15 protein-coding genes are annotated in these 20,286 nt (G+C 67.4%); 4 read left to right on the plus strand and 11 right to left on the minus strand.

The genetic code is table 11. The features are described 5' to 3' along the window. Positions 1-27 precede the first annotated feature (27 nt). Genes OH705_RS09215 through tagH form a run of 11 tightly spaced genes read right to left on the minus strand, consistent with a single transcriptional unit; the run spans position 28 to position 16,159 of the window. Positions 28-1,794 (minus strand): formylglycine-generating enzyme family protein, encoded by a 1,767-nt coding sequence (locus tag OH705_RS09215; RefSeq protein ID WP_038707188.1) that lies wholly within the window; start codon positions 1,792-1,794, stop codon positions 28-30. Next, positions 1,787-2,989 carry an FtsX-like permease family protein gene (locus OH705_RS09220; RefSeq protein WP_160291016.1) on the minus strand — a complete coding sequence of 401 codons (1,203 nt, stop codon included), beginning with the start codon at positions 2,987-2,989 and terminating at the stop codon, positions 1,787-1,789. Before OH705_RS09220 ends, OH705_RS09215 begins: the two co-directional genes overlap by 8 nt. Continuing rightward, the gene (locus OH705_RS09225; RefSeq protein ID WP_038707186.1) at positions 2,989-3,693 is read right to left on the minus strand and encodes an ABC transporter ATP-binding protein; all 705 of its coding nucleotides are present in this window, start codon (positions 3,691-3,693) and stop codon (positions 2,989-2,991) included. The genes OH705_RS09220 and OH705_RS09225 overlap by 1 nt, the downstream gene beginning before the upstream one ends. Then, the gene (locus OH705_RS09230) at positions 3,693-6,695 is read right to left on the minus strand and encodes a serine/threonine-protein kinase (protein ID WP_267301963.1); all 3,003 of its coding nucleotides are present in this window, start codon (positions 6,693-6,695) and stop codon (positions 3,693-3,695) included. The genes OH705_RS09225 and OH705_RS09230 overlap by 1 nt, the downstream gene beginning before the upstream one ends. A 7-nt stretch (positions 6,696-6,702) precedes the next feature. Further along, a complete protein-coding gene (locus tag OH705_RS09235) occupies positions 6,703-7,422 on the minus strand; it encodes a PP2C family protein-serine/threonine phosphatase (RefSeq protein WP_094011577.1) in 720 nt (239 codons plus the stop codon). Continuing rightward, positions 7,419-8,075 carry a type VI secretion system-associated protein TagF gene (tagF, locus tag OH705_RS09240; protein WP_094011578.1) on the minus strand — a complete coding sequence of 219 codons (657 nt, stop codon included), beginning with the start codon at positions 8,073-8,075 and terminating at the stop codon, positions 7,419-7,421. The genes OH705_RS09235 and tagF overlap by 4 nt, the downstream gene beginning before the upstream one ends. Beyond that, positions 8,072-11,578 carry a type VI secretion system membrane subunit TssM gene (tssM, locus tag OH705_RS09245; protein ID WP_267301965.1) on the minus strand — a complete coding sequence of 1,169 codons (3,507 nt, stop codon included), beginning with the start codon at positions 11,576-11,578 and terminating at the stop codon, positions 8,072-8,074. Before tssM ends, tagF begins: the two co-directional genes overlap by 4 nt. After that, positions 11,575-12,891 carry a DotU family type VI secretion system protein gene (locus tag OH705_RS09250; RefSeq protein WP_038707182.1) on the minus strand — a complete coding sequence of 439 codons (1,317 nt, stop codon included), beginning with the start codon at positions 12,889-12,891 and terminating at the stop codon, positions 11,575-11,577. Before OH705_RS09250 ends, tssM begins: the two co-directional genes overlap by 4 nt. A 6-nt stretch (positions 12,892-12,897) precedes the next feature. Continuing rightward, a complete protein-coding gene (gene tssK / locus OH705_RS09255; RefSeq protein WP_094011581.1) occupies positions 12,898-14,232 on the minus strand; it encodes a type VI secretion system baseplate subunit TssK in 1,335 nt (444 codons plus the stop codon). A gap of 15 nt (positions 14,233-14,247) precedes the next feature. After that, on the minus strand, positions 14,248-14,742 hold the full coding sequence (gene tssJ, locus OH705_RS09260) for a type VI secretion system lipoprotein TssJ (protein WP_094011582.1): 495 nt from the start codon (positions 14,740-14,742) through the stop codon (positions 14,248-14,250). 49 nt (positions 14,743-14,791) lie between these two features. Beyond that, positions 14,792-16,159, minus strand: a complete 1,368-nt coding sequence (gene tagH / locus OH705_RS09265; protein ID WP_094011583.1) for a type VI secretion system-associated FHA domain protein TagH — start codon at positions 16,157-16,159, stop codon at positions 14,792-14,794. Positions 16,160-16,555: 396 nt separating this feature from the next. On the opposite strand from tagH, the gene tssA reads away from it, so the two are divergent. The 4 genes from tssA to OH705_RS09285 all read left to right on the plus strand — a co-directional run bounded on the left by tssA (position 16,556) and on the right by OH705_RS09285 (position 20,267). Further along, positions 16,556-17,596 (plus strand): type VI secretion system protein TssA, encoded by a 1,041-nt coding sequence (gene tssA / locus OH705_RS09270; RefSeq protein ID WP_160291015.1) that lies wholly within the window; start codon positions 16,556-16,558, stop codon positions 17,594-17,596. 72 nt (positions 17,597-17,668) lie between these two features. Further along, positions 17,669-18,184, plus strand: a complete 516-nt coding sequence (gene tssB / locus OH705_RS09275) for a type VI secretion system contractile sheath small subunit (RefSeq protein WP_023632506.1) — start codon at positions 17,669-17,671, stop codon at positions 18,182-18,184. Positions 18,185-18,195: 11 nt separating this feature from the next. Then, positions 18,196-19,689, plus strand: a complete 1,494-nt coding sequence (gene tssC / locus OH705_RS09280) for a type VI secretion system contractile sheath large subunit (RefSeq protein WP_023632507.1) — start codon at positions 18,196-18,198, stop codon at positions 19,687-19,689. Positions 19,690-19,778: 89 nt separating this feature from the next. Continuing rightward, positions 19,779-20,267 (plus strand): Hcp family type VI secretion system effector, encoded by a 489-nt coding sequence (locus tag OH705_RS09285; RefSeq protein ID WP_023632508.1) that lies wholly within the window; start codon positions 19,779-19,781, stop codon positions 20,265-20,267. Positions 20,268-20,286: the final 19 nt, after the last annotated feature.

Below are 20,286 nucleotides of genomic sequence, written 5' to 3' on the forward strand. Positions count from 1 at the left end.
CGGGAGTCCTTTCTGTCGAAGCTGTCCTTAGGGTCGCGGGGCGGCCGATGCCAGCAGCTCCTTGAGGATCGTCGCCGGATCGGCCCGCCGGTTCTGGCGGTACTCCCCGACGTGGCGGACGAACAGGGTGGCGCGGGTGACCAGGCTGTTGCCCAGCACAGGCTTGCGATTGAGCTCTTCCTTGACCCGCTGGAACTGCGCCTGGATCACCGCGTCGGTGTAGCGCGTGCCGCTGGCCAGGTTGTCGATGTAGATCGCCACGGCGCCGTCGAGGGCGGCGCGGCCATTGGCGATGGCCGCGCCGTACATGCGCGCGCTGGTCTGGTCGCCGGCAGCCTCGGCCTTGGCCTGGGTGTTCTGCAGGTTGGTCAGGCGAATGTTGTAGTTATTGACGGTTTCGGCCACCAGGGCGGCGGACTGGATCAGGTTGCCGGCCGCTTCCTCGCGCTGGCGGGCGATCAGCGACACATTGCGCTTGAGCTCTTCGTTGACCAGCCCCAGCTCGGCCTGCTGGCGCGGGTCGGTGGCGGCGGCGATGATGCTGTCCAGGCGCTTGGTCGGATCCTGGGCGGCGTCGATGTCGTCGGTCAGGCCGGCCAGGCGACCTTCCTTTTGCCACTGCTCGAACAGTTCCTGGTAGCGCGAGCGCGGCGCCGACAAGGCGCCGATGGCCACGCGGAAACCAGTGGTCTCGTTGCGCTGCTCGGTGCCGTCGACGCCGAACAGCGGGTACTCGCGGCGCATGCCGGTGAACAAGGTGCCCTCGCCTTCGAGGTAGTTGCCGCCCTTGACCACGAAGCCGCCGTAGGCGCCTTGCAGGCGCCCGGCGTTGACCAGCTGGAACGACTCCTGGACCATCTCGGCGGCATTGCCGATCACGTCGAACAAGCCCAGCGGATTGGGCTGTTTGGTGCCGATCGGCATCAGCCGCGCCGCCTGCCCGGTACCACCGGCGACCTGGTTGAATACCGCGAAGTCGCCCAGCGGCCCTTCGCTGTCGGCGCCTTCGACCTTACGCGGGAACAACCGCCCTTCCAGCTCCTGGCGGCTGACCGCCGAACCGCCACGGGCGGCGAACTCCCATTCCACCTCGGTGGGCAGGCGCACGAAGCCCACGCCACCATCCTCGGCCTTGCTGCCTCGGCCGCTGACCGGCAGCAGGTCGCGGTGATGCTTCATCAGCCAGGCGCTGTAGACGGCGGCGAAGCGTTCGGCCTCGAAGCGCGACAGTTTTACCTTGGGCAGACGCCCCGCCGCGTCGTTGTTCGCCTCGCAGGCCGGTGCCGCGTCACCACCGGCCAGCGACGGCGCCTGGGCCATCACCTGGGCGTATTGGCGGGCAGTCACTTCGTACTTGCCGATGAAGTACATCATCGGCGTGAGCGGGCCACCTTTCTCGACCTTCGGCAGGCTTGGCGCAACCGCCTTCTGCCACTGTGGCGCCAGGTCCTGCAGGCTGAACTGGCCATTGATGAAGTCGCGTCGGTAACCGGAGATGAACGACTGCTTGTAGCCGGCCTCGCCTTCGCTGAACGGGTAGCCAAGGTTGACCTCGCGGTCGTCGAGGCTGCCCTGGGCCAACACATAGACACTGCGCAGCACCAGCTCACCGCCACACGGCAGCGGCAGGCTGACATCGCCCGGCAACGGCTTGGGGTTGTCGAACTTGCTTTCAGTCCCCGGCTGCGCCTGGGCAACTGGCTTGGCTTTGTCGTCACCATCGGCCGGGGAGCAGGCGCCCAGGCTCAAAGCGGTCAGGAGCAGGGCGGCAGCCCCGAGGCGGCGATCAGACATCACGTATTCCTTGGCAAGCCTCGATGCGCGCCACCCGCCAGCCGCCCAAGGCGGCGGCGGCGGTGCTGGCCAGCAGCACGGCACACAACGCAACGAGGTAGTGCATGGGCAGCAGGTGGCTGGCGAACTCGCCGGGCACCTGCATGAAAAGTCGGTTCAGGCCATGTTCGGCCAGCAGGTACAACAGCCCCGCCACGGCGGCGGCCAGCAGCCCGCTGTAGAGCGCCTGGAGCATCACGAACAACAGCAGTGCGGCCGTGCCGAAGCCCAACAGACGCAGCACTGCCAGCTCGCGCTGCTTGCGCTCGACCGCCGCCACTGCGCCTGCGGCGATTGCCGCTACGGCGCCGGCCACGGCCAGGCTGGCAATGATCCAGAACACCAGGTCGAGATTGCGGCTGAGCGATTGCACCTGGGCGATCTGCGCGGCCTGTGTGGAAACCAGCAGCTTGCGTTCGGCGAAGAACTGGCGAAGCGGCTCGACATCGTTCAGTTCGCGGGCATACAGGCGGAAGGCCGGGTACACCCGCGCTGACGCGCTGCCTTGCTCCTCCCCCTGCCAGCCCAGCGCAGCCACGGCGCGGCCATCGCGGTAATCCTCGACGGCTTCGAGCAGTTGCAGCGAGGCAAACAGGCCATCGCGCTCGAACGCTGCCAGAGGCAGCACGCTGCTGACCTGCAGGCGCGTGCGTCGCCATTGCATCTGCCCGGCCTGTTGGCGGCTGAAGCTGGCCTGCAGTTCGTCCCCGGCCCTGGCACCGAGCTTTTCCGCGGCGGTAAAGCTCAGCACCACCTGTTGCAGGCCGTCTGGCGGAGCTACCTGCGCCAGCAAGGGGTCGCCCTCGGCGGTGGGCAGCATTTCCACCGTCAGGCCACGCCCATGGGCCGGCAGCAACAGCTCGGCAGTGGCAGCAATCTGCCGGGTGCGCGGAATGGCAAAGGCCACTCGCGGGTGCTGGGCCAGTTCCTCGATGAACTCGGCGCGAAAGCGTCCACCGCCCAGCGGAATGATCTCGCGCACACCCGGGTCGCGCTGCAGCCGCTCGGTCAGGCTGCCGACCAGGCCGAACTTCAGCCCGAACAGCACCAGCAACGGCGCGATCACCGCCACCAGCGCCAGCACGGCGCACGCCGACAACCGCGCATCGTTGCGGAAGTCCTGCCAGGCCAGCCCGGCGATCAGCAGCGGGCGCATCAAGCGGCCCTCTCCAGGCTCGCCGTGACGCCGCCGTCGGTGTCGCGCCGGCAGGCCATGCGCAGCACCGTCAGCCCGGCCTTGTGAGCCAGGGCTTCGTCATGGGTGGCGACCACGCAGGTCACCTGGCACGCCTCGGCTTCGCGCAACAGCAATTGCATCACCCTATCGGCGTTCACCGGGTCCAGGGACGCCGTGGGTTCATCGGCCAGCAACAATGCCGGGCCATGGGCCAGGGCACGGGCACAGCTGACCCGCTGGCGCTGGCCGATGGACAGGGTCGCGGGCTTCTTGCCCAGCTGGTCGTGCACATCCAGCGCTTCGGCCAGACGCTCGACGCTGCCGTCATCGCCGAGCCCCAGCAACTGGCGTGGCAGGCGGATATTGCCGCGCACATCGAGAAAACCCAGCAACCCACCGGCCTGCAGCACATAGCCCAGGTGACGGCTGCGCCAGCTGGCCAGGCGGTCGAGCTGCCGGGCACGCCACAGCCCGGCGACATCCTCGCCGCCCAGGGCAAAGCCCTGCGCCGCGTCCGGCGCCAGCACCAGCGCCAGCAGGTCGAGCAAGGTGCTCTTGCCACAGCCGCTGGGCCCGACCAGCGCCACCCGCTCGCCCGCCGCCAGATGCAGCCGGTCAATCTCCAGGCTGTAACGCTGGGCACCCTGCCCGCGTGTCTTGCGCACCCCGTCCAGACGGATCATCACGGCAGCGTCGACAGCGGGACACGGTACAGGGCGTCGCCCGGCTCGGCCTTGCCGAAGCGCACCCAGTTGGCCATGTCGTTGTGGAAGGTTTCGTACAGGCGGATCTTCGAGTCCAGCTCGTCGATGAAGTCCTCCTGCTCGGCCACCGACAGCGACAGCCACAGGTCCTGGGTCATGCTCAGGGACTTGCTGCGGTACGGCAGGCCGTCGAGGTATTCGCCGAGCACGCCGCCCTGGGCCAGGTTGGCGCCCTTGCGCAACGCGCCGGGGTCGCGGCTCATGTAGGCACTGGCGCTGGCGATTTCGTTGAAGAAGTCGCCCGGCGAGCTGCGGGTCTTGCGCGCGGCATCGACGATCAGCTTGAGCGACTGCTGCAGGTCGTTGAGCTGCAGCTTGGTCAGCATCACGCACACCTGCAGGGTCGGCAGCGTCGGGTTGGTCAGGTCGCGGTCGGCGGTCCAGGCGCTGACCAGTTGCGGCGCCTGGCTGGCGCCATGGCGGCCCAGGAAGTCCATGTGCATGGCGTAGCCGATGGCCTGCGACTTGGCCGCCAGGCTCGAGGCCGAGGTCAGCAGCGGTACGGGTTGCGGTTGCTGGTTGCGCACCTGGTGCACCAGCTCGGCGAAGGTCGAGCCGATCTCGCGCACGCGGTCGCCGAAAGCACCGACTTCACCGCCCGGCACGCTGACGTAGAGGTCGCCGATCTGCGGGTTGCTGTCGGCGGTAAGCACGCGGTACTGGGACTCGGCCGCGCCGTGGTTCTTGACCCCGGCGGGGGTGCGCAGGTGCAGGGCGTAGATCTTGATCTGCTTGCTCAGCGCGGCCTGGCGCACTTCGGCTTCGTTCATCTGGGTGCTGCTGAACGGGTCGTTCTTGCGCAGTGCGCCGGCATCGCTGACCAGCAGGATCAGGCGCCCGCCGTAGCCGGACCAGTCCATGCCCTCGACCGCCTGCATCACGCCGGCGAAGGCGTCCTCGTTGAACGAGTGGCTGGAAACACTGGTGGCCTTGACCTGCGAGGCGGCCTTGAGGAAACGCGCCGGGTCGCGGCCCTGCTCCAGGCTGACCAGGGTCTTGCTCAGGTACTCCAGGCCCGGGGTGCGCTTGACGCTGTTGCGAAAGCCGACCAAGCCGAAGCTGACGCTGTCCAGCTCGCCACGGGCCGCCAGTTGCTGCTGCAGCTCGCTGACCACCTGGCGTACCCGATCGATGTACGGCTGCATGGACACCGAGGTGTCCACCACCAGGACGATGCCGGTACGGAAGCTGTTGTCGCCGACCGCCGCGACGCCGGCCACCTGGGGCGCGCTGTCGCGGGCGCTGGCACCGGGGTCGATGGAGGCGATGTTGAGCAGTTGCACCGGCTGGCCACCGGCGTCGAAGCTTTCGCGGTAGTCGAAGATCGGCATCAGGTAGAACTGGTTCTGCGGCACGGCGCTGGCCGCCGGTTCCAGGGCCATCACCTGGGGCACCTGGTCGGGGTTGTTCTGCGCCTTGAGCAGGCTGTCGCGAGCCAGCGGGGTGTCGTCGAGCAGATGCTGCACATCGTCCACCTGGCGCATGAACATCACCGGCGAGCGGCCCGAGCGTTCGGTGAACTTGAGCACCAGGCTCTGTTTCCAGTCGCTGGTCTGCGCCGCCGGCAGCCAACCCTCGCGCTGGCCGTCGCTGGCGGCGCCGACCTGGACCCAGGCCTGGCCGCCGACGTCCTTGCGCTGGTAGACATAGAGCACGGAGAAAGCCGGCAGTGTCTCGCCCGAGGCATCGCCGGGCTGGGCAACCAGCTGGGCATCGGGCTTGGTCAGCACACGCTGGAACAGGGTCTTCTTGCCGGGCATCAGCAGTGGACGACCGTCGTCCGAGGCGGCCACCGGCGTGACTTTGGGTTGGGTGGGGACCACGCTGTCGGCGGGCGCCTGCACCACCGGCGTTTCAGGCGCGGGCGCGTCATTGCCGCCAAGCAACCAGAAGAACGCGCCCCCCAGACCCAGCGCCGCCGCTATCGCCACCGCCAGCACGGCCTTGGCCGGCTTGTTCGAGGCGGGCTTCACAGCAGGCGCGGGCTTGGGTTCGGACCGCCGGGCAGGCTCGCTCACGGGAGCGGTAACGGCCTGCGAAACATCGATGGACACCGGCAGCGGGATGGCCGGTGGCGGGATCGGCAGCGGGCGAACCAATGTGCTGTCGTTGTCCTCGGCCGGCGCCTGGACCGTCAGACGGTCCAGCGCGGCCAGCAACGCCGCCGCGTCGGCGAAGCGCTCGTTGGGATCCTTGGCCAGCAGACCGCGCAGGATGTCCTGGTAGCGGCCATGTTCGATGGGCAGCTCCGGCAGCGGCTCGGTCAGGTGTGCCAGCGCCGTGGACAACGCATCGGTGCCGTTGTACGGCAGCTTGCCGACGAGGATTTCGTACAGCACCACACCCAGTGCATACAGGTCGGCGCGCCCGTCGATCTCCATGCCGCGCGCCTGTTCCGGGCTCATGTAGCTCGGCGTGCCGACGGCGAAACCGGCCTGGGTGAACTGGGTGCGGTCATCCAGCGACTTGGCGATGCCGAAGTCCGACAGCACCGCGGTGCCATCGGCGCGGAACAGGATGTTGGCAGGCTTGACGTCGCGATGCACCAGGCCCTGGGCATGGGCATAACTCAGCGCCTGGGCGATCTGGCGTACGTAGGCCAGGCCCTGCTCGGGCGTCAGCCCCTCGGCGATCCGCTCCTTCAGCGTGCCGCTGGGCAGGTACTCCATGGCCATGTAGTACAGCTCGCCGACATTGCCGATGTCATGGATGGTGGCGATGTTCGGGTGCGCCAGCCGCGCCAGGGTGCGGCCCTCGCGCAGGAAGCGCTCGCAGAAGGTCGGGTCGGCGGCCAGGCTCGCCGCCATGATCTTCAGCGCCACCTTGCGCTCCAGGGAGCGCTGGGTAGCGAGGTACACGCTGGCCATGGCGCCCTGGCCAAGCTCGCTGTCGATGTCGAATCCGGGAATCTGCATGTCCATGATGTCTTCAGCTGGCCTTCACGACGACGGCGGTGATGTTGTCGGGGGCGCCACGGGTCAGCCCCAGGTGTACGAGGCTGCGCACCACCTCATAAGGATCGGCGTGGCCGAGCACCTCGGCGATCTCGTGGTCCTCGGCGGTCTTGTTCAGGCCGTCGCTGCACAGCAGGTAGGTGTCGCCGGGCTGCACCTGCAAGGCGACGGCCTGCAGCTCGAGGTGGTTCTCGACGCCGATGGCGCGGGTGACGATGTTGCCGCGAGGATGCACACGGGCTTCGGCTTCGTTGAGCAGGCCGCTGTCCTGCAGCTCCTGGACGTAGCTGTGGTCGTGGCTCAGGCGCTCGATACGGCCGTCGCGCAGGCGGTACAGGCGGCTGTCGCCGGCCCACAGGCCGATGGCCTGGTCGCCTCGGGCGGCCAGCACCACCACGGTACTGCCCATCATCGCCACGCCACGGCGCGCGGTTTCCTCGCGCACGATGCCGTTGACCCAGGCGAGGCCGTCGCGCACTTCGCCGGCAAAGTCGTCCAGGGAATCGAGCCTCGGCAGGCTGCGCAGGCTATCGACCGCCAGGCTGCTGACATAATCGCCCGCCGCATGGCCGCCCATGCCGTCGGCCACCGCCCACAGGCCTGCCCAGGTCAACTCCAGGCAGGCGTCCTCATTGATCTTGCGCACCATGCCGACATGGCTGTAGCTGGCCGCTGTGTACTGCATGCCGGTCATCCGATCCGCGCCTCGCTACCCAATAGAAAACCGGCGAAATCCTCGCTGCGCGGCAAGCCCGCGCAGCGCATCAGCCCCGGGGCGATCCGTTCGGAACCCCTGCCCCACCAAAGGCTCTTGCCTTCACAGGCGCATTCGGCCAAGGCCAGGGCGCGCCCCTGCGGCGTGGTCGCATCCAACCGCTGCAACCCGCCCACCGTCGCACGCGGCTCTTGCACAAGCGGCCTCGCACCGCGAAAAGGCTGCAAGGCAGCCTCGAAATCCTCGAAGGCGGCACCCGGCTCAAGCGTCGCCAGCAGGCTCTCCTCGACCGCCTCGAACCACTCCTCGGCCCCGGCCACCACAGGCGCCAACGGCTCCCCCGGTTCCAGCACCTGGGCCACGGTCAGCGGGAAGTACCGCCCCACCCGGTCGATGCTCGGCATCAGCACCCCGACCACCGCCTCTGGCCCACAAAGCCCCGGCGCCAGGGCGAAACGCCACAAGGGGCTGACCAGATAGGCCTCGAGCCAGCGCTCGCCCAAGGCCTGCTGGCTCGCCTGGAGCCCCGCCGCCAGCCACTGGTCCCAGGGCTGGATGAAACCGTGCGGCAGGCCGCGACTGACAAAGTCGCCGCGGCAGGCCAGCTTTCCGTAGAAACCCACGTCGTTCACAGATGCTCCGGCAGGCTGAAACCGCTGAGCACTCGGCTGCGGAACGGGTTGAAGGCGCTGCTGGCACGCAGCTCGTAGGACACGCTGGCGCCGTCGACGCGCAGGCGCAGGTTGAAGCGCTCCGGCGAGCCACCGGCCACCAGGTCGGACTGGTCGAGCAGGCGGAACCAGGCCCACGGCCCCTCCACGGTCAGCCCCGAACGACCGCTGGCCGAGGGCGGCGAGATTGACAGGCGCACCACGCCAATGCTGTTGGGGTTCGGCCACTGCAACGCCACCGGCCGGCTCGGGCCGTGGTCGTAGCTCACCTGCTGGCCGTCGAGGTCGAGCAGGAACTGGGTGATGGTCGCGTCCATCGCCACCGGCTTGAGCTCGAAGCGCACCCCCGGCTGCACGCCGTTGCTGTTGCGGAAGAACGCGTCACGGATGCTCGCCGCGCGCTGGAAGGTGTACAGCACGTTGCTGTTGATCCCCAGCTTCTGCGCCGCGCCCGGCTGCCAGCTCCAGGGGGTGCTGGAGGTGTTGACGTAGGGTTGCAGGTACTTGCGGAAGTAGTTGTCCATCACCCCGCCGACGCCGAAGAACAGGCCGAAGTCCTCCAGGGTCGCATCCCGCGAGCTGCCGGCCACCAACGGATAGCGACCGCTGAGGGACTGGCGATAGACGTTCACCACCTCGCTGGTCCAGGCGGCGTTGAGCTGATTGCGCACCCCGCCCATGACCAGGTTGTGGGTCGAGCCAAGCACCGAGCTCACCAGGTTCTGCACCACCTTCGGCTGACGCGCGGCCCCCAGGGCAACACGCTGCGCCGCAGCCTGGGCCTGGTTCTTGGCCTCGCCCAGCAGCGCATCGCCAGTGGCGCCGACCATGGCGCTGACCTGAACGTACAGGGCATTGAGGTCGGTAAGCAGGCCGTCGATGGCCGCAGGCTGGCCTTCGCCGGTTTCCACCAGCGCGGCCAGTTCAGCGAAGTGCGCGGTGACCGGGTCCACCTCGCGGGCGGCCGGGTTGTCGCTGGGCAACGGGGCATCGCCGAGCAGGCCGCCGAGGCGCTGGCGCAGTTGATCGACGCCCGCCTGTTCAGCCTTGGCCTGGACCTTGTCGAGGGTGGTCGGCTGCGCCAGGTTGGTCTCCTTGGCGACCGCCTGCAGCAGCTTCTTCATCGGCGAAGTCGGCCCGGACAACACCCGCAGCACATCGGCGGCCTGGCCGACGCTGGTGATCGGCACGAAGTCCAGGTCGGCCAGCAAGGCATCCCAATGGCGGATGTAGTCCTGGTAATACAGCTGCAGCACATCGTCGGCCAGGCGCTTGGCATCGGCCGATTCGCTGGCCTCGCGACCCAGCACCCAGCGCTCCTCGGCCAGGGTCTCGCTGTGGGCCAGGCTGGCGGCGAGGAAGGCCTTGCGGTAGCCCTCGACAGTGAAGATGCCCGGCAGCGGTTCGCTCAGCGGCTTGCCGTCCTTGAAGCGGAACACCAGCGCGGCGTCACGCCCGGCGGCATCGCTGACGCGGAAGTCGCTGACCCCGGCGGGCAGCTTCTGGCGCTTGACCCGATCGTAGACCCGTTGCGCCACCGGCAGTTGCTGCAGCTGGCGGCGGGTATCGTCGATCAGGCGCTGGTCCAGGCGGGCGTTCGGCGGACGCTTGTCGAACAGCGCCGCCAGGTGCTGCTCCAGGGCCTGGCGCAGGTCCGGGGCCAGGTCGCGCGGCAGGCTGCGCTCCCAGTCGAGGGTGACCCAGGCCTTGATGAACTCGGCGTCATAGTGTTCGCCGTCGGCCAGCATCAGGTAGGCCTTGAGCCCCTCGTAGAGGTAGTCGGACGGACCACCGCCATACAGCTGCTCCTCGATGCGGGTGACCAGGCGCGGGGCGAAGATGGCGATCAGCAGCTTGCGGTAGACGCTGTCCGACTCGCCTTCGAGCATGTCGCCCTGGTACAGCCCCAGGCCCTCGGCCCAGCCGGGCGGATCCTCGGCCAGGCGGCGCACGCCATTGAGCAGCGGCAGCACCTCGACCACGTTGCGCTGCGCCGGGCTCAGCTCCTGCACGCTCTTGCCCAGCGGCTTGAGGCGGCTGTCGACCTCGGCGATGTATTGCTGGTTGGCGCGGTAGCTCAGTGTCCACAGGGTACCGACCACCAGCACCAGGGCCACGCTCAGGGCCAGGGCGCCACGGGCGATCCACTTGCGCCGCTGCTCGATCTTCGGGTTGCTGCCAACCAGGCCACGCTCGGCGAAGGCCACGGCGCTGAACAGCTTCTCGATGAAGTAGCTGCGCCCGGAGCCGTTCTGTCGCGCCAGATGGGCACGGTCCAGGCCCATGCTCTGGGCCATGCTGCCGATCAGGCGGTCGATGGGGCTGCCTTCCTGGGTACCGCTGGTGAAATACACACCGCGCAGCAGCGCACGCTCTTCGAAGGCGTTGGGCTTGAAGATGCCGTCGAGGAAGGTTTTCAGGTTGCCACGCAAGGCGGCGAACTGCTGGACGAAGCCGTAGACCAGGTCGCGCCGCGCCGGATCGCGCTCCTGCTGCAGGCGCTCGACCAGGCGTTGGTTCAGGCGCTGTTCCAGCAAGGCGAATTCATTGCCGAACTGCGCCAGCGGCCCGTCGCCCTGCTGGCCATCGTCGAGCGGGAAGGTCATGCCCCAAACCTGGGCGCGTTCTTCCTTGCTCAGGGTGTCGAAGAACTCCATGAACCCCGGCACCAGGTCGAGCTTGGTCAGCATCAGGTAGATCGGGAAGCGCACGCCCAGCTGGCTGTACAGCTCCTGGATGCGGGTACGGATCGCCGCCGCGTGGGCAGCGCGCTCGGCATCGCTGCCCAGCAGCAGGTCGGACAGGCTGATGGCGATGAACGCGCCGTCGATGGGGCGGCGTGAGCGTTGGCTCTTGAGCAGGTCGAGGAAGCCCAGCCAGGCCGCCTTGTCCACTTGGGCATGACTGTCCTGGGTGGTGTAGCGGCCGGCGGTGTCCAGCAGCACAGCCTGGTCGGTGAACCACCAGTCGCAGTTGCGCGTACCGCCAACCCCACGGATGGCGCCCTCGCCCAGCTGCGCCGCCAGCGGGAAGTGCAGGCCGGAATTGACCAGCGCGGTGGTCTTGCCCGAGCCGGGCGGGCCGATGATCACGTACCACGGCAGTTCATACAGGTTGCGTCGCTCGTCGCCACCCAGGCGTGCCTTCTTCAGCAGCACCAGGGCTTCGTCCATGCGCTGGCGCAGGGTCGCCAGCTCTTCAGCGGTGGCCACGCTGGCGGGGTCCGCCGCGGTCTCTGCGGCCAGGCTCTGCATGACCTTGGCCGCCTGACGGCGGGCCTGGACGATGCGCCACACGCGGTAGGCGACCCACACCGCGAACAACAGGCCGATAAGCACCAGGCGCGGAGCGGCAGGCACCAGCATGTCCAGCAGCGGGCCGAGGAACCAGATGATCAGGCTCAGGGCCAGCAGGCCCAGCAGCGGAACTACCCAGCGAATGACAAAACTGAAAAACGCCTTCACTCGACGCCCTCCGCCAGAACGGTGATTTCAACCCGGCGATTCTTCGCCCGGCCTTGCGCGCTGTCGTTTGACGCCAGCGGTTCGGTGTCGCTCAGGCCCTGCGCGGTAAAGCGCTCGGGCTGGCCGGTGCGGGCGGCGAGGAGGTTCTTCACCTCTTCGGCGCGGGCCTGGGACAACGCCCAGTTGGACGGGAAGCGCAGCGTGGCGATGCGCTGGTTGTCGCTGTGGCCGGTGACTTTCACGTTGCCTTTCACTTTCGCCACGGCTTCGGCGATGCGCAGCATCAACGGCTCGAAGTCGCCCTTGATGCTGGCGCTGGCCGAGGCGAACAGTTCGTCGCCACGGATGGTCACCACCGAACGGTCCACCGCGTCCTGCACGGCGACCCGGCCGGCCTTGATGTCTTCGGCGAGGAAACCGGCCAGGCGCGGACGCTCCACGGGCTTGGGCTGCACCACCGGACGATCCATGGCCTGCACCGGGATCTCGCCCAGGGCATGAATGCCGCGGAACACAGGCTCCGCGTCGGCCGCCAGCTTCAGGCGCAGGCCGAACAGCACCAGCAGCAGCAACGCCAGGGCCACCGCCAAGCCGACCCAGGGCGGCACGAACTGCGCCAGGCGATCGCGGGCCACGGTGACACCGCGCCAGTGCGGCGACAGCTCGCGCTCGAACTCGCCACGGGCGCTGCGGATGGTCGCGGCGGTGCGTTCGCGCAGGGCCTCGAGCTGGGCGCGACCACCGTTCATCACCCGGTAGCGGCCTTCGAAGCCCAGGCTGGTGCACAGGTACAGCAACTCCAGCAGGTGCAGGCGTTCACGCGGGCTCTGCAGGCAATGCTCCATCAGCTGGAACACCTTCTCGCCGCCCCAGGCCTCGTTGTGCACGGTGATCAGCAGGCTCTGCTTGCCCCAGTCACTGGCGCTGCCCCAGGGCGTGCTCAGCACCGCCTCGTCGAGCGCGGTGCACAAGGCATAGCGCGCCAGCAGCACCTCGTTGCGCGGCACCCCGGCGGCCTCGGCACGCTCTTCGAACTGGCGCAGGTAGGCCAGCAGTTGCGCACGCAGGCTCGCCGGGGCCGGATGGGCGATGGTGTTGCGCAGGCGCGTGAGCAGCGCCAACAATGGACCGGCCGCCTGCTCCAGCGGGTTCAGGCCCGCCGCCTGGCCCGGCGCCAGCGGTTCGGCCGGCACGTTCAGGGGTGGCGGCGGCGCAGCTTGCGCAGGCCCCGGCGCGGCCGGTTGCGGGCCACGGCCACCGGGGCGCGGCATGAACTGGGTGCGGTCGTTGGCGAGCGGATCGTCCGATTGCATCGCGGCTTATCCTCGAATGGCCCAGAAGGCCAGGTTCAGGCCGGGGAACTCGCCAGCGACGTAGAAGGCAAAACCACCGGAATGCTGCAGTTGCTTCCAGTGTTCGCTGCCCCGGTCGAGTTCGAAGTAGGTGGAACCGGCGTGGAACGGAATCTGCCGTGGCGCCACCGGCAGCGGCAGCAGGCCGATGCCCGGCAGTTGCAGGTTGACCAGGTCGCGGATGTGCTCCACCGCGCCGATCTTGCTCTGCTGGCCAAAGCGGCTGCGCAGGGTCTCGCTGGGCACGTCGGCGCGCACCACCAGCACGAAGCTGGCGCTGTCGAGCAGGCTGCGGTCGGCGAGCATGCCGACATGGATGCCGTAGGCCTTCTCGACCAGCGGGATGGCCACGGCCTTGCTGTCGATCAGCATCGACAGCGCCTCGCGCAGCGCGGCCATTACCGGGGCGAAGGTCGCCGCCAGGTCGTCGTGCTGGTACACCGGGTAGCTTTCCGGACGGCGGCCATCGCGGGTGAAGGTGGCGAACTCGCCGGCCAGGGCCACCAGCTCGCTGTACAGCCGCTCGGGGTGCAGCGGCGTCAGCTGGTTGAGGTGCTCGACCAGCGGCTGGGCGCGGTTGACCAGTTGCAGCAGCATGAAGTCGGCGATCTCCGAGGCGCCGCCATTGGCCGAGGCGACCACGCGCCCGGCCAAGGCTTCGCCGCGCTGGTGCAGCAGGCCCAGCAGCTCGCCACGAAAGCCCGAGAGCTGGTTGCTGGTGGCCACATCGAGCAGCGGCGGGATGTAGCTGTCATCCAGCACCAGTGCGCGGTCGGCACGCTTCTCGCGGATACGCACCACGCCCAACGCGGCATAGTCGCTCAGGCCATCCTCGGCGCGCAGCAGGCGCAGGGCACGGCTGCCCAGGGCAAGCGGCGCGCGGTTTTCGAACGGGGCGTTGTCGTCGCGCACTTCGCTGACGCGGCTAACGTACCGCGCACCGTCAGGCACCTCGCCGTCGTCGACGGTATCGCGGGCGCCGGCACGCTTGAGCGGCAGACCGAGGTGGATCACACCGTTGCGCAGGTCGTCGGGAATCTCCAGCGGCGCGGGCGGCAGGTCGTCACGGGGAATATCGAACGGCGTGCCATCCGGCAGCAGGCCACGGGCGCTGAGGATCGCCAGCTTGCCCTGGGCCAGCAGGCCCTGATCGATCAGCAGTTCGGAAAAGCCCCAGGCGGCGGCACTGAGCGGCCGGCTGCGGGCATCGACGAAGTTTTCCAGGTAGCGGTCGTGCTGCTGGAAGTGCTGGGTGGTGATGAACATCCCTTCCGACCAGACCACGCGATTGTTCCAGGACATGCTTTCTCCGATTGCCTAGCGGGCAGGCTCAGGTTGTGGGGTGGCCACGGCGCTGCGCACGGCGCGCACATCGAGGCTGATCTGATAGTCACGGGGCGGTACCGGCAGCACGCTGCGCCACTGGGCGCGGTCGACCTCGCGGTAACCGACCACCAGGCCGACCTGGCGCGTGGCCGGGTCGAGCGGGCGCTCCAGGCGCAGCTGCTCGCCGGGCTGGAGCAGGACTTCATCCTGGTCGATCAGGTCGGCGGCCAAGGTGGCCTGGGCGCGTTCGGCCAGGGCGAAATAGTCGGCACGGGCGAAGGCGGCGCTGTTCTTCAGCTCGTAGATGCGCACCCGTACCGGCGCGGGCATGCCGCTGGCACCGGGGTTGAGCCCGGCGGCGGCGCTGAAGTACAGGGTGACTCCCGTGGCGGGCGCCGCCTCGGGGGCAGGCTCGCTTGGCGTGTCCTTGCTGCAGGCACTGAGCAGCACCATGGCCAGGGCTGCGATCAGTCTTGTTGCACTCATCCTCGTCCTCATGACGTCTTGTGTTCTTCCTGTATCCCGGGCGCTGGCCTCAGGAACGTTGAATGCGTTGGCTGTGGGCCTCGTAGGCGCGGCTGAACTCGCGGCCGAACAGGTCCTGGAAGTCGTCTTCGGCCTCTCGGGAAATCTGGCTGTAGAGCTCGGTGAACTGCTGCCAGCAGTGGGCCTGGCGCGAACCGCCGAACAGCTTGGCCAGCCCGGCGGCAGGTGCCAGACGCTCTTCCAGGCGGGCGGGTTCGAAGCGTTTGAGCAGGTGCTTGAGCGCCGCCTCGATGCCTGCCATCACCGCCAGTTGGTGGGCGCGCAGGTCGTCGAAGCTGTCGCGTACCGCCTGGTCGGGGGCCATGAACGCCTGGTTGCCCTCGCGCAGCAACAACAACAGCGCTTCGTCGGCATTGGGAGCGAACTTCAGCGGGTTGTTCTGTACCGGGGCGATGGTGGTCTGCTGCATGCGGAACTCGCCTTTCAGGCTGCTGCGCGCGCGCAACACATCGATCAGGCCCTCGACCATGAGCCGGTAGCTGCGGCCAATGGCCTCCATCTGCGCGGCGGCATCGACGGCGTCGATGCGCAGGTGCTCGATGCCTGCGCCACGCAGGAAAGCCTGGAGCAGCGCATCGCTGTCAGCAGGCGCGGCAGCCGTCACCACGGGCTGCGGCCGAACAACAGGCTCGCTCGGGGTCAGCGGCTCCGGCAGCGGCGGTGGCGGTGCTGGCGCCAGTACCGGGGCGGGCTGGAGAACAGGTGCCGGGGTTTCATCGAACAGGTTCCAGTCATCCGGGATCACGCCCGGCGCGCCGGGCGTGGCTGCCGGTAACGGCGCGGGCGGCGGCGCTACCGGCGTGGGCGGTCGAAAATCATGCTGCTGCGCGGGGACATGATCCGGCTGGCTGACAGGCGCCACGCTGGAAGGGCCGAGGAAATCGAACAGATCCGGCAGGGTGTCGTGGCTCGACGCCCCCTGCAGGAAGGCGGCAGGCGCACCGGCGATGGGCGCATTGGGGGTGGCCCCCTGGTTGGCCATCAAGGCCTCGAAACTATGAGCCTCGGGCTGCCCGGCAAACGGGATCGACAGGCCGGAATCAATACGTGCCTGGATCTCGTAATCGCCAATTCGAATAACTTCGCCGTCCATCAACGGCTCACTGTTACCGCGACGCAGGCGAATACCGGCATGCACCAACTCCACGCCATTGGTGCTGTTATCGGTCAAATAGTAGCGACCATCCTTGAACTGGATCACACAATGTTTCGAAGAAACAAGGCGTTCCGGATCGGGAAGTACCCAATCATTATCCGCAGCCCGACCGACGCTGATGGCACCGTTTTCCAGCAACTTCTCCGGGCACTGGCCCGGGGTGATCTTGTGATAACTGGTAATGGTCAGGCAAAGTGCCATCATGCCTCCTTGCATATATATGAAACACTCATCTATCCATTTGAGTGGATAAACGAGCCCGACCTGGCATTTCGACCAGACCCTTTGAAATCAAGGGCCCGATGCCAAAACACGCTTCCCGGAAGGTCGTATTAAACCCTATCGGCAAGGCACTTTGATGGCACCTGACCAATGGACGCCAAGGGTTGCCAACTGGTTCACAGTCGCCTTGCGCGGCGCGTAGCTTACCTTGACAGCAATTTGGAAATAAACCATAAATGCGCAACTTAAGAGTGCCAAAGTGATATCACAGTGATATCAACTTCGCATTCTTTGACAAGTTTGTGCGCCAATTCACATTTGTAACTTGGCGCATACGAAGCCCTCGCCAAGGGCCGATATGGAGATCGATTTCTGGTGAACTCACCGCAGCTGCTCGCCGCTATTTCCGCAGACTTCCCGTGCGGCGACGACCTCGAATACGACGCCGATTTCCTGCAACTGGAACGCGATGCCCAGGGCCGCCCCGAGCGCGTGATGGGCGATGCCGTGCAAGCAGCCGAACCGCCGCAGTGGCGTGCAATCGAACAGTCCTGCACCGACCTGCTGCAACGCAGCAAGGACCTGCGCATCACCCACTTCCTGGTCCAGGCCAACCTGGCCCTGCACGGCCTGCCGGGCCTGGCCGCCAGCCTCGAGCTGATCCGCGACCTGCTCGGCGAGTACTGGCTGCACCTGCACCCGCAGCTGGACGCCGCCGACGACAACGACCCTACCGTACGCATCAATGCCCTCGCCGGCCTTACCTGCGACACCAACATCGGCCTGCTGCGCGACGCCGTGCTGGTGCGCTCCCGGGCGTTCGGCCCGGTGACCCTGCGCGCCGCCCTGCATGCAGCCGGTGTGCAGCACTTCGCCAGCGAACAGCTGAGCGCCGAGGAACTGGCCGCCGCCCTGCGCGATGCCGACCCCGAGCAGCTCGAACAGTGCCGCCAGGCGCTGCAACTGGCCCGCGACGCCCTTGACGTCATCGAGAGCCGGGTCAATGACCAGGTCGGCTCGTCCAGCGGCGTCGATCTGTCTGCGTTGCGCCAGCCGCTGCGCCAGGTCCAGCAAGTGCTGGCCGACTACAGCCCGGAAGGCGCAGCGCCGCCTTCGGGCAGCGGCGAAGAGCAACCCGCCAGCAGCAGCGATGACGACCGGCAACCCGTTGCCAGCGCCGCCGCCCCCCGCCCGACGGCGCGGCCCGGCGAAGTGAACAGCCGCGACGACGTGCTGCAGAGCCTCGAACGCCTGCTCCAGTACTACGCCCGCCACGAGCCCTCGAGCCCGTTGCCGGTGCTGCTGCGCCGGGCGAAGAACCTGGTCAACGCCGATTTCGCGACCATCGTCCGCGACCTGATCCCCGAGGGTCTGTCGCAATTCGAGAACCTGCGCGGCCCCGAAGGCGACAACTGACGCCTCGACACCGCATCAACACCGACGCCCGCAACAAGCAACGCCGCCGTACCGGCGACCAGGAGGAACAACGTGGCGAAAGACAGCTCCCAGAAGTTCATCGCGCGCAACCGTGCGCCGCGGGTGCAGATCGAATATGACGTCGAGCTGTACGGCGCCGAGAAGAAGGTCCAGCTGCCCTTTGTCATGGGCGTGCTCTCGGACCTCGCCGGCAAGCCCGCCGAGCCACTGCCGGCGGTGGCCGACCGCAAGTTCCTGGAGATCGACGTCGACAACTTCGACTCGCGCCTCAAGGCCATGAAGCCCCGCGTGGCGTTCAACGTGCCCAACGAGCTGACTGGTGAAGGCAACCTGAGCCTGGACATCACCTTCGAGAGCATGGACGACTTCAGCCCCGCCGCCGTGGCACGCAAGGTCGACGCGCTGAACCAGCTGCTCGAGGCCCGTACCCAGCTGGCCAACCTGCTGACCTACATGGACGGCAAGACCGGTGCCGAGGACATCATCCTCAAGGCCATCAAGGACCCGGCCCTGCTGCAGGCCCTGGCCAGCGCGCCGAAACCCGCCGACACCGAGCCGAAGGCCTGAGGAGACCGACCATGAACGATCCGTTGCGCGACAGCCAGGCCCCGCAGGCGGCCACCCAGGACCCGAGCGAGTTCGCCAGCCTGCTGCTGCAGGAGTTCAAGCCCAAGACCGAGCGGGCCAAGGAAGCCGTCGAGAGCGCCGTGCGCACCCTCGCCGAGCAGGCCCTGGCGCAGACCAGCCTGGTGTCCAACGATGCCATCGGCTCGATCGAGCAGATCATCGCCGCCATCGACGCCAAGCTCACCGCCCAGGTCAACCAGATCATCCACCACGATGACTTCCAGAAACTGGAAAGCGCCTGGCGTGGCCTGCACTACCTGGTCAACAACACCGAGAGCGACGAGCAGCTGAAGATCCGCGTGCTCAACATCTCGAAGACCGACCTGCACAAGACCCTGAAGAAGTTCAAGGGCACCGCCTGGGACCAGAGCCCGGTGTTCAAGAAGCTCTACGAAGAGGAATACGGCCAGTTCGGCGGCGAGCCGTACGGCTGCCTGGTGGGCGACTACTACTTCGACCAGTCGCCGCCCGACGTCGAGCTGCTCGGCGAAGTGTCCAAGGTCTGCGCCTCGATGCACGCGCCGTTCATCTCCGCCGCCTCGCCGACGGTGATGGGCATGGGCTCGTGGCAGGAACTGAGCAACCCGCGCGACCTGACCAAGATCTTCACCACCCCGGAATACGCCGGCTGGCGCTCGCTGCGCGAATCGGAAGACTCGCGCTACATCGGCCTGACCATGCCGCGCTTCCTGGCGCGCCTGCCCTACGGCGCCAAGACCGACCCGGTGGAGGCCTTCGCCTTCGAGGAAGACACCGACGGCGCCGACAGCAGCAAGTACACCTGGGCCAACGCCGCCTACGCCATGGCGGTGAACATCAACCGTTCGTTCAAGCACTACGGCTGGTGCTCGCGCATCCGCGGCGTGGAGTCGGGCGGTGAAGTCGAAGGCCTGCCGGCGCACACCTTCCCCACCGACGACGGTGGCGTGGACATGAAGTGCCCGACCGAGATCGCCATTTCCGACCGCCGCGAGGCGGAACTGGCCAAGAACGGCTTCATGCCACTGCTGCACAAGAAGAACACCGACTTCGCCGCCTTCATCGGCGCGCAGTCGCTGCAGAAACCGGCCGAGTACGATGATCCGGACGCCACCGCCAACGCCAACCTGGCCGCGCGCCTGCCGTACCTGTTCGCCACCTGCCGCTTCGCCCATTACCTGAAGTGCATCGTTCGCGACAAGATCGGCTCGTTCAAGGAAAAGGACGAGATGCAGCGCTGGCTGCAGGACTGGATCCTCAACTACGTCGATGGCGATCCGGCGCACTCCACCGAGACCACCAAGGCCCAGCACCCGCTGGCGGCCGCCGAAGTGGTGGTCGAGGAAGTCGAAGGCAACCCGGGTTACTACAACTCGCGCTTCTACCTGCGCCCGCACTACCAGCTCGAAGGGCTGACCGTGTCGCTGCGCCTGGTGTCGAAGCTGCCTTCGGCCAAAGGGGCCTGATCATCGCGGGGCCGCCCGCGCCCACAGAGGGGGCGGGCCCCGCGATCAGCCAATACCACCGCTAACCGACGCGAAATCCCGAGGACATCATGGCTGTAGATATTTTCATCAAGATCGGCGACATCAAGGGCGAGTCCCACGACAAGGCCCACAAGGACGAAATCGACGTGCTCAACTGGAGCTGGGGCATGTCCCAGTCCGGCAACATGCACCTGGGCAGCGGCGGCGGTTCGGGCAAGGTCAACATCCAGGACCTGTCGATCACCAAGTACATCGACAAGTCCAGCCCCAACCTGATGGCTCACTGCTCCAGCGGCAAGCACATCGACAAGGTCAAGCTGACGGTGCGCAAGGCCGGCGGTGAAAGCCAGGTCGAGTACCTGATCATCAACCTCGAAGAGGTGATCATCAGCTCGCTGAGCACCGGCGGTTCGGGCAGCGACGACCGCCTGACCGAGAACGTGACCCTGAACTTCGCCAAGGTCACCGTCGACTACCAGCCGCAGAAAGCCGACGGCACCAAGGAAGGCGGCCCGATCAAGTACGGCTGGAACATCCGCTCGAACGTCAAGATCTGATCGACCGCGCCCGTGCCGC

This window comes from Pseudomonas sp. BJa3 (assembly GCF_026343815.1).
Taxonomy (GTDB): Bacteria; Pseudomonadota; Gammaproteobacteria; order Pseudomonadales; family Pseudomonadaceae; genus Aquipseudomonas; species Aquipseudomonas soli.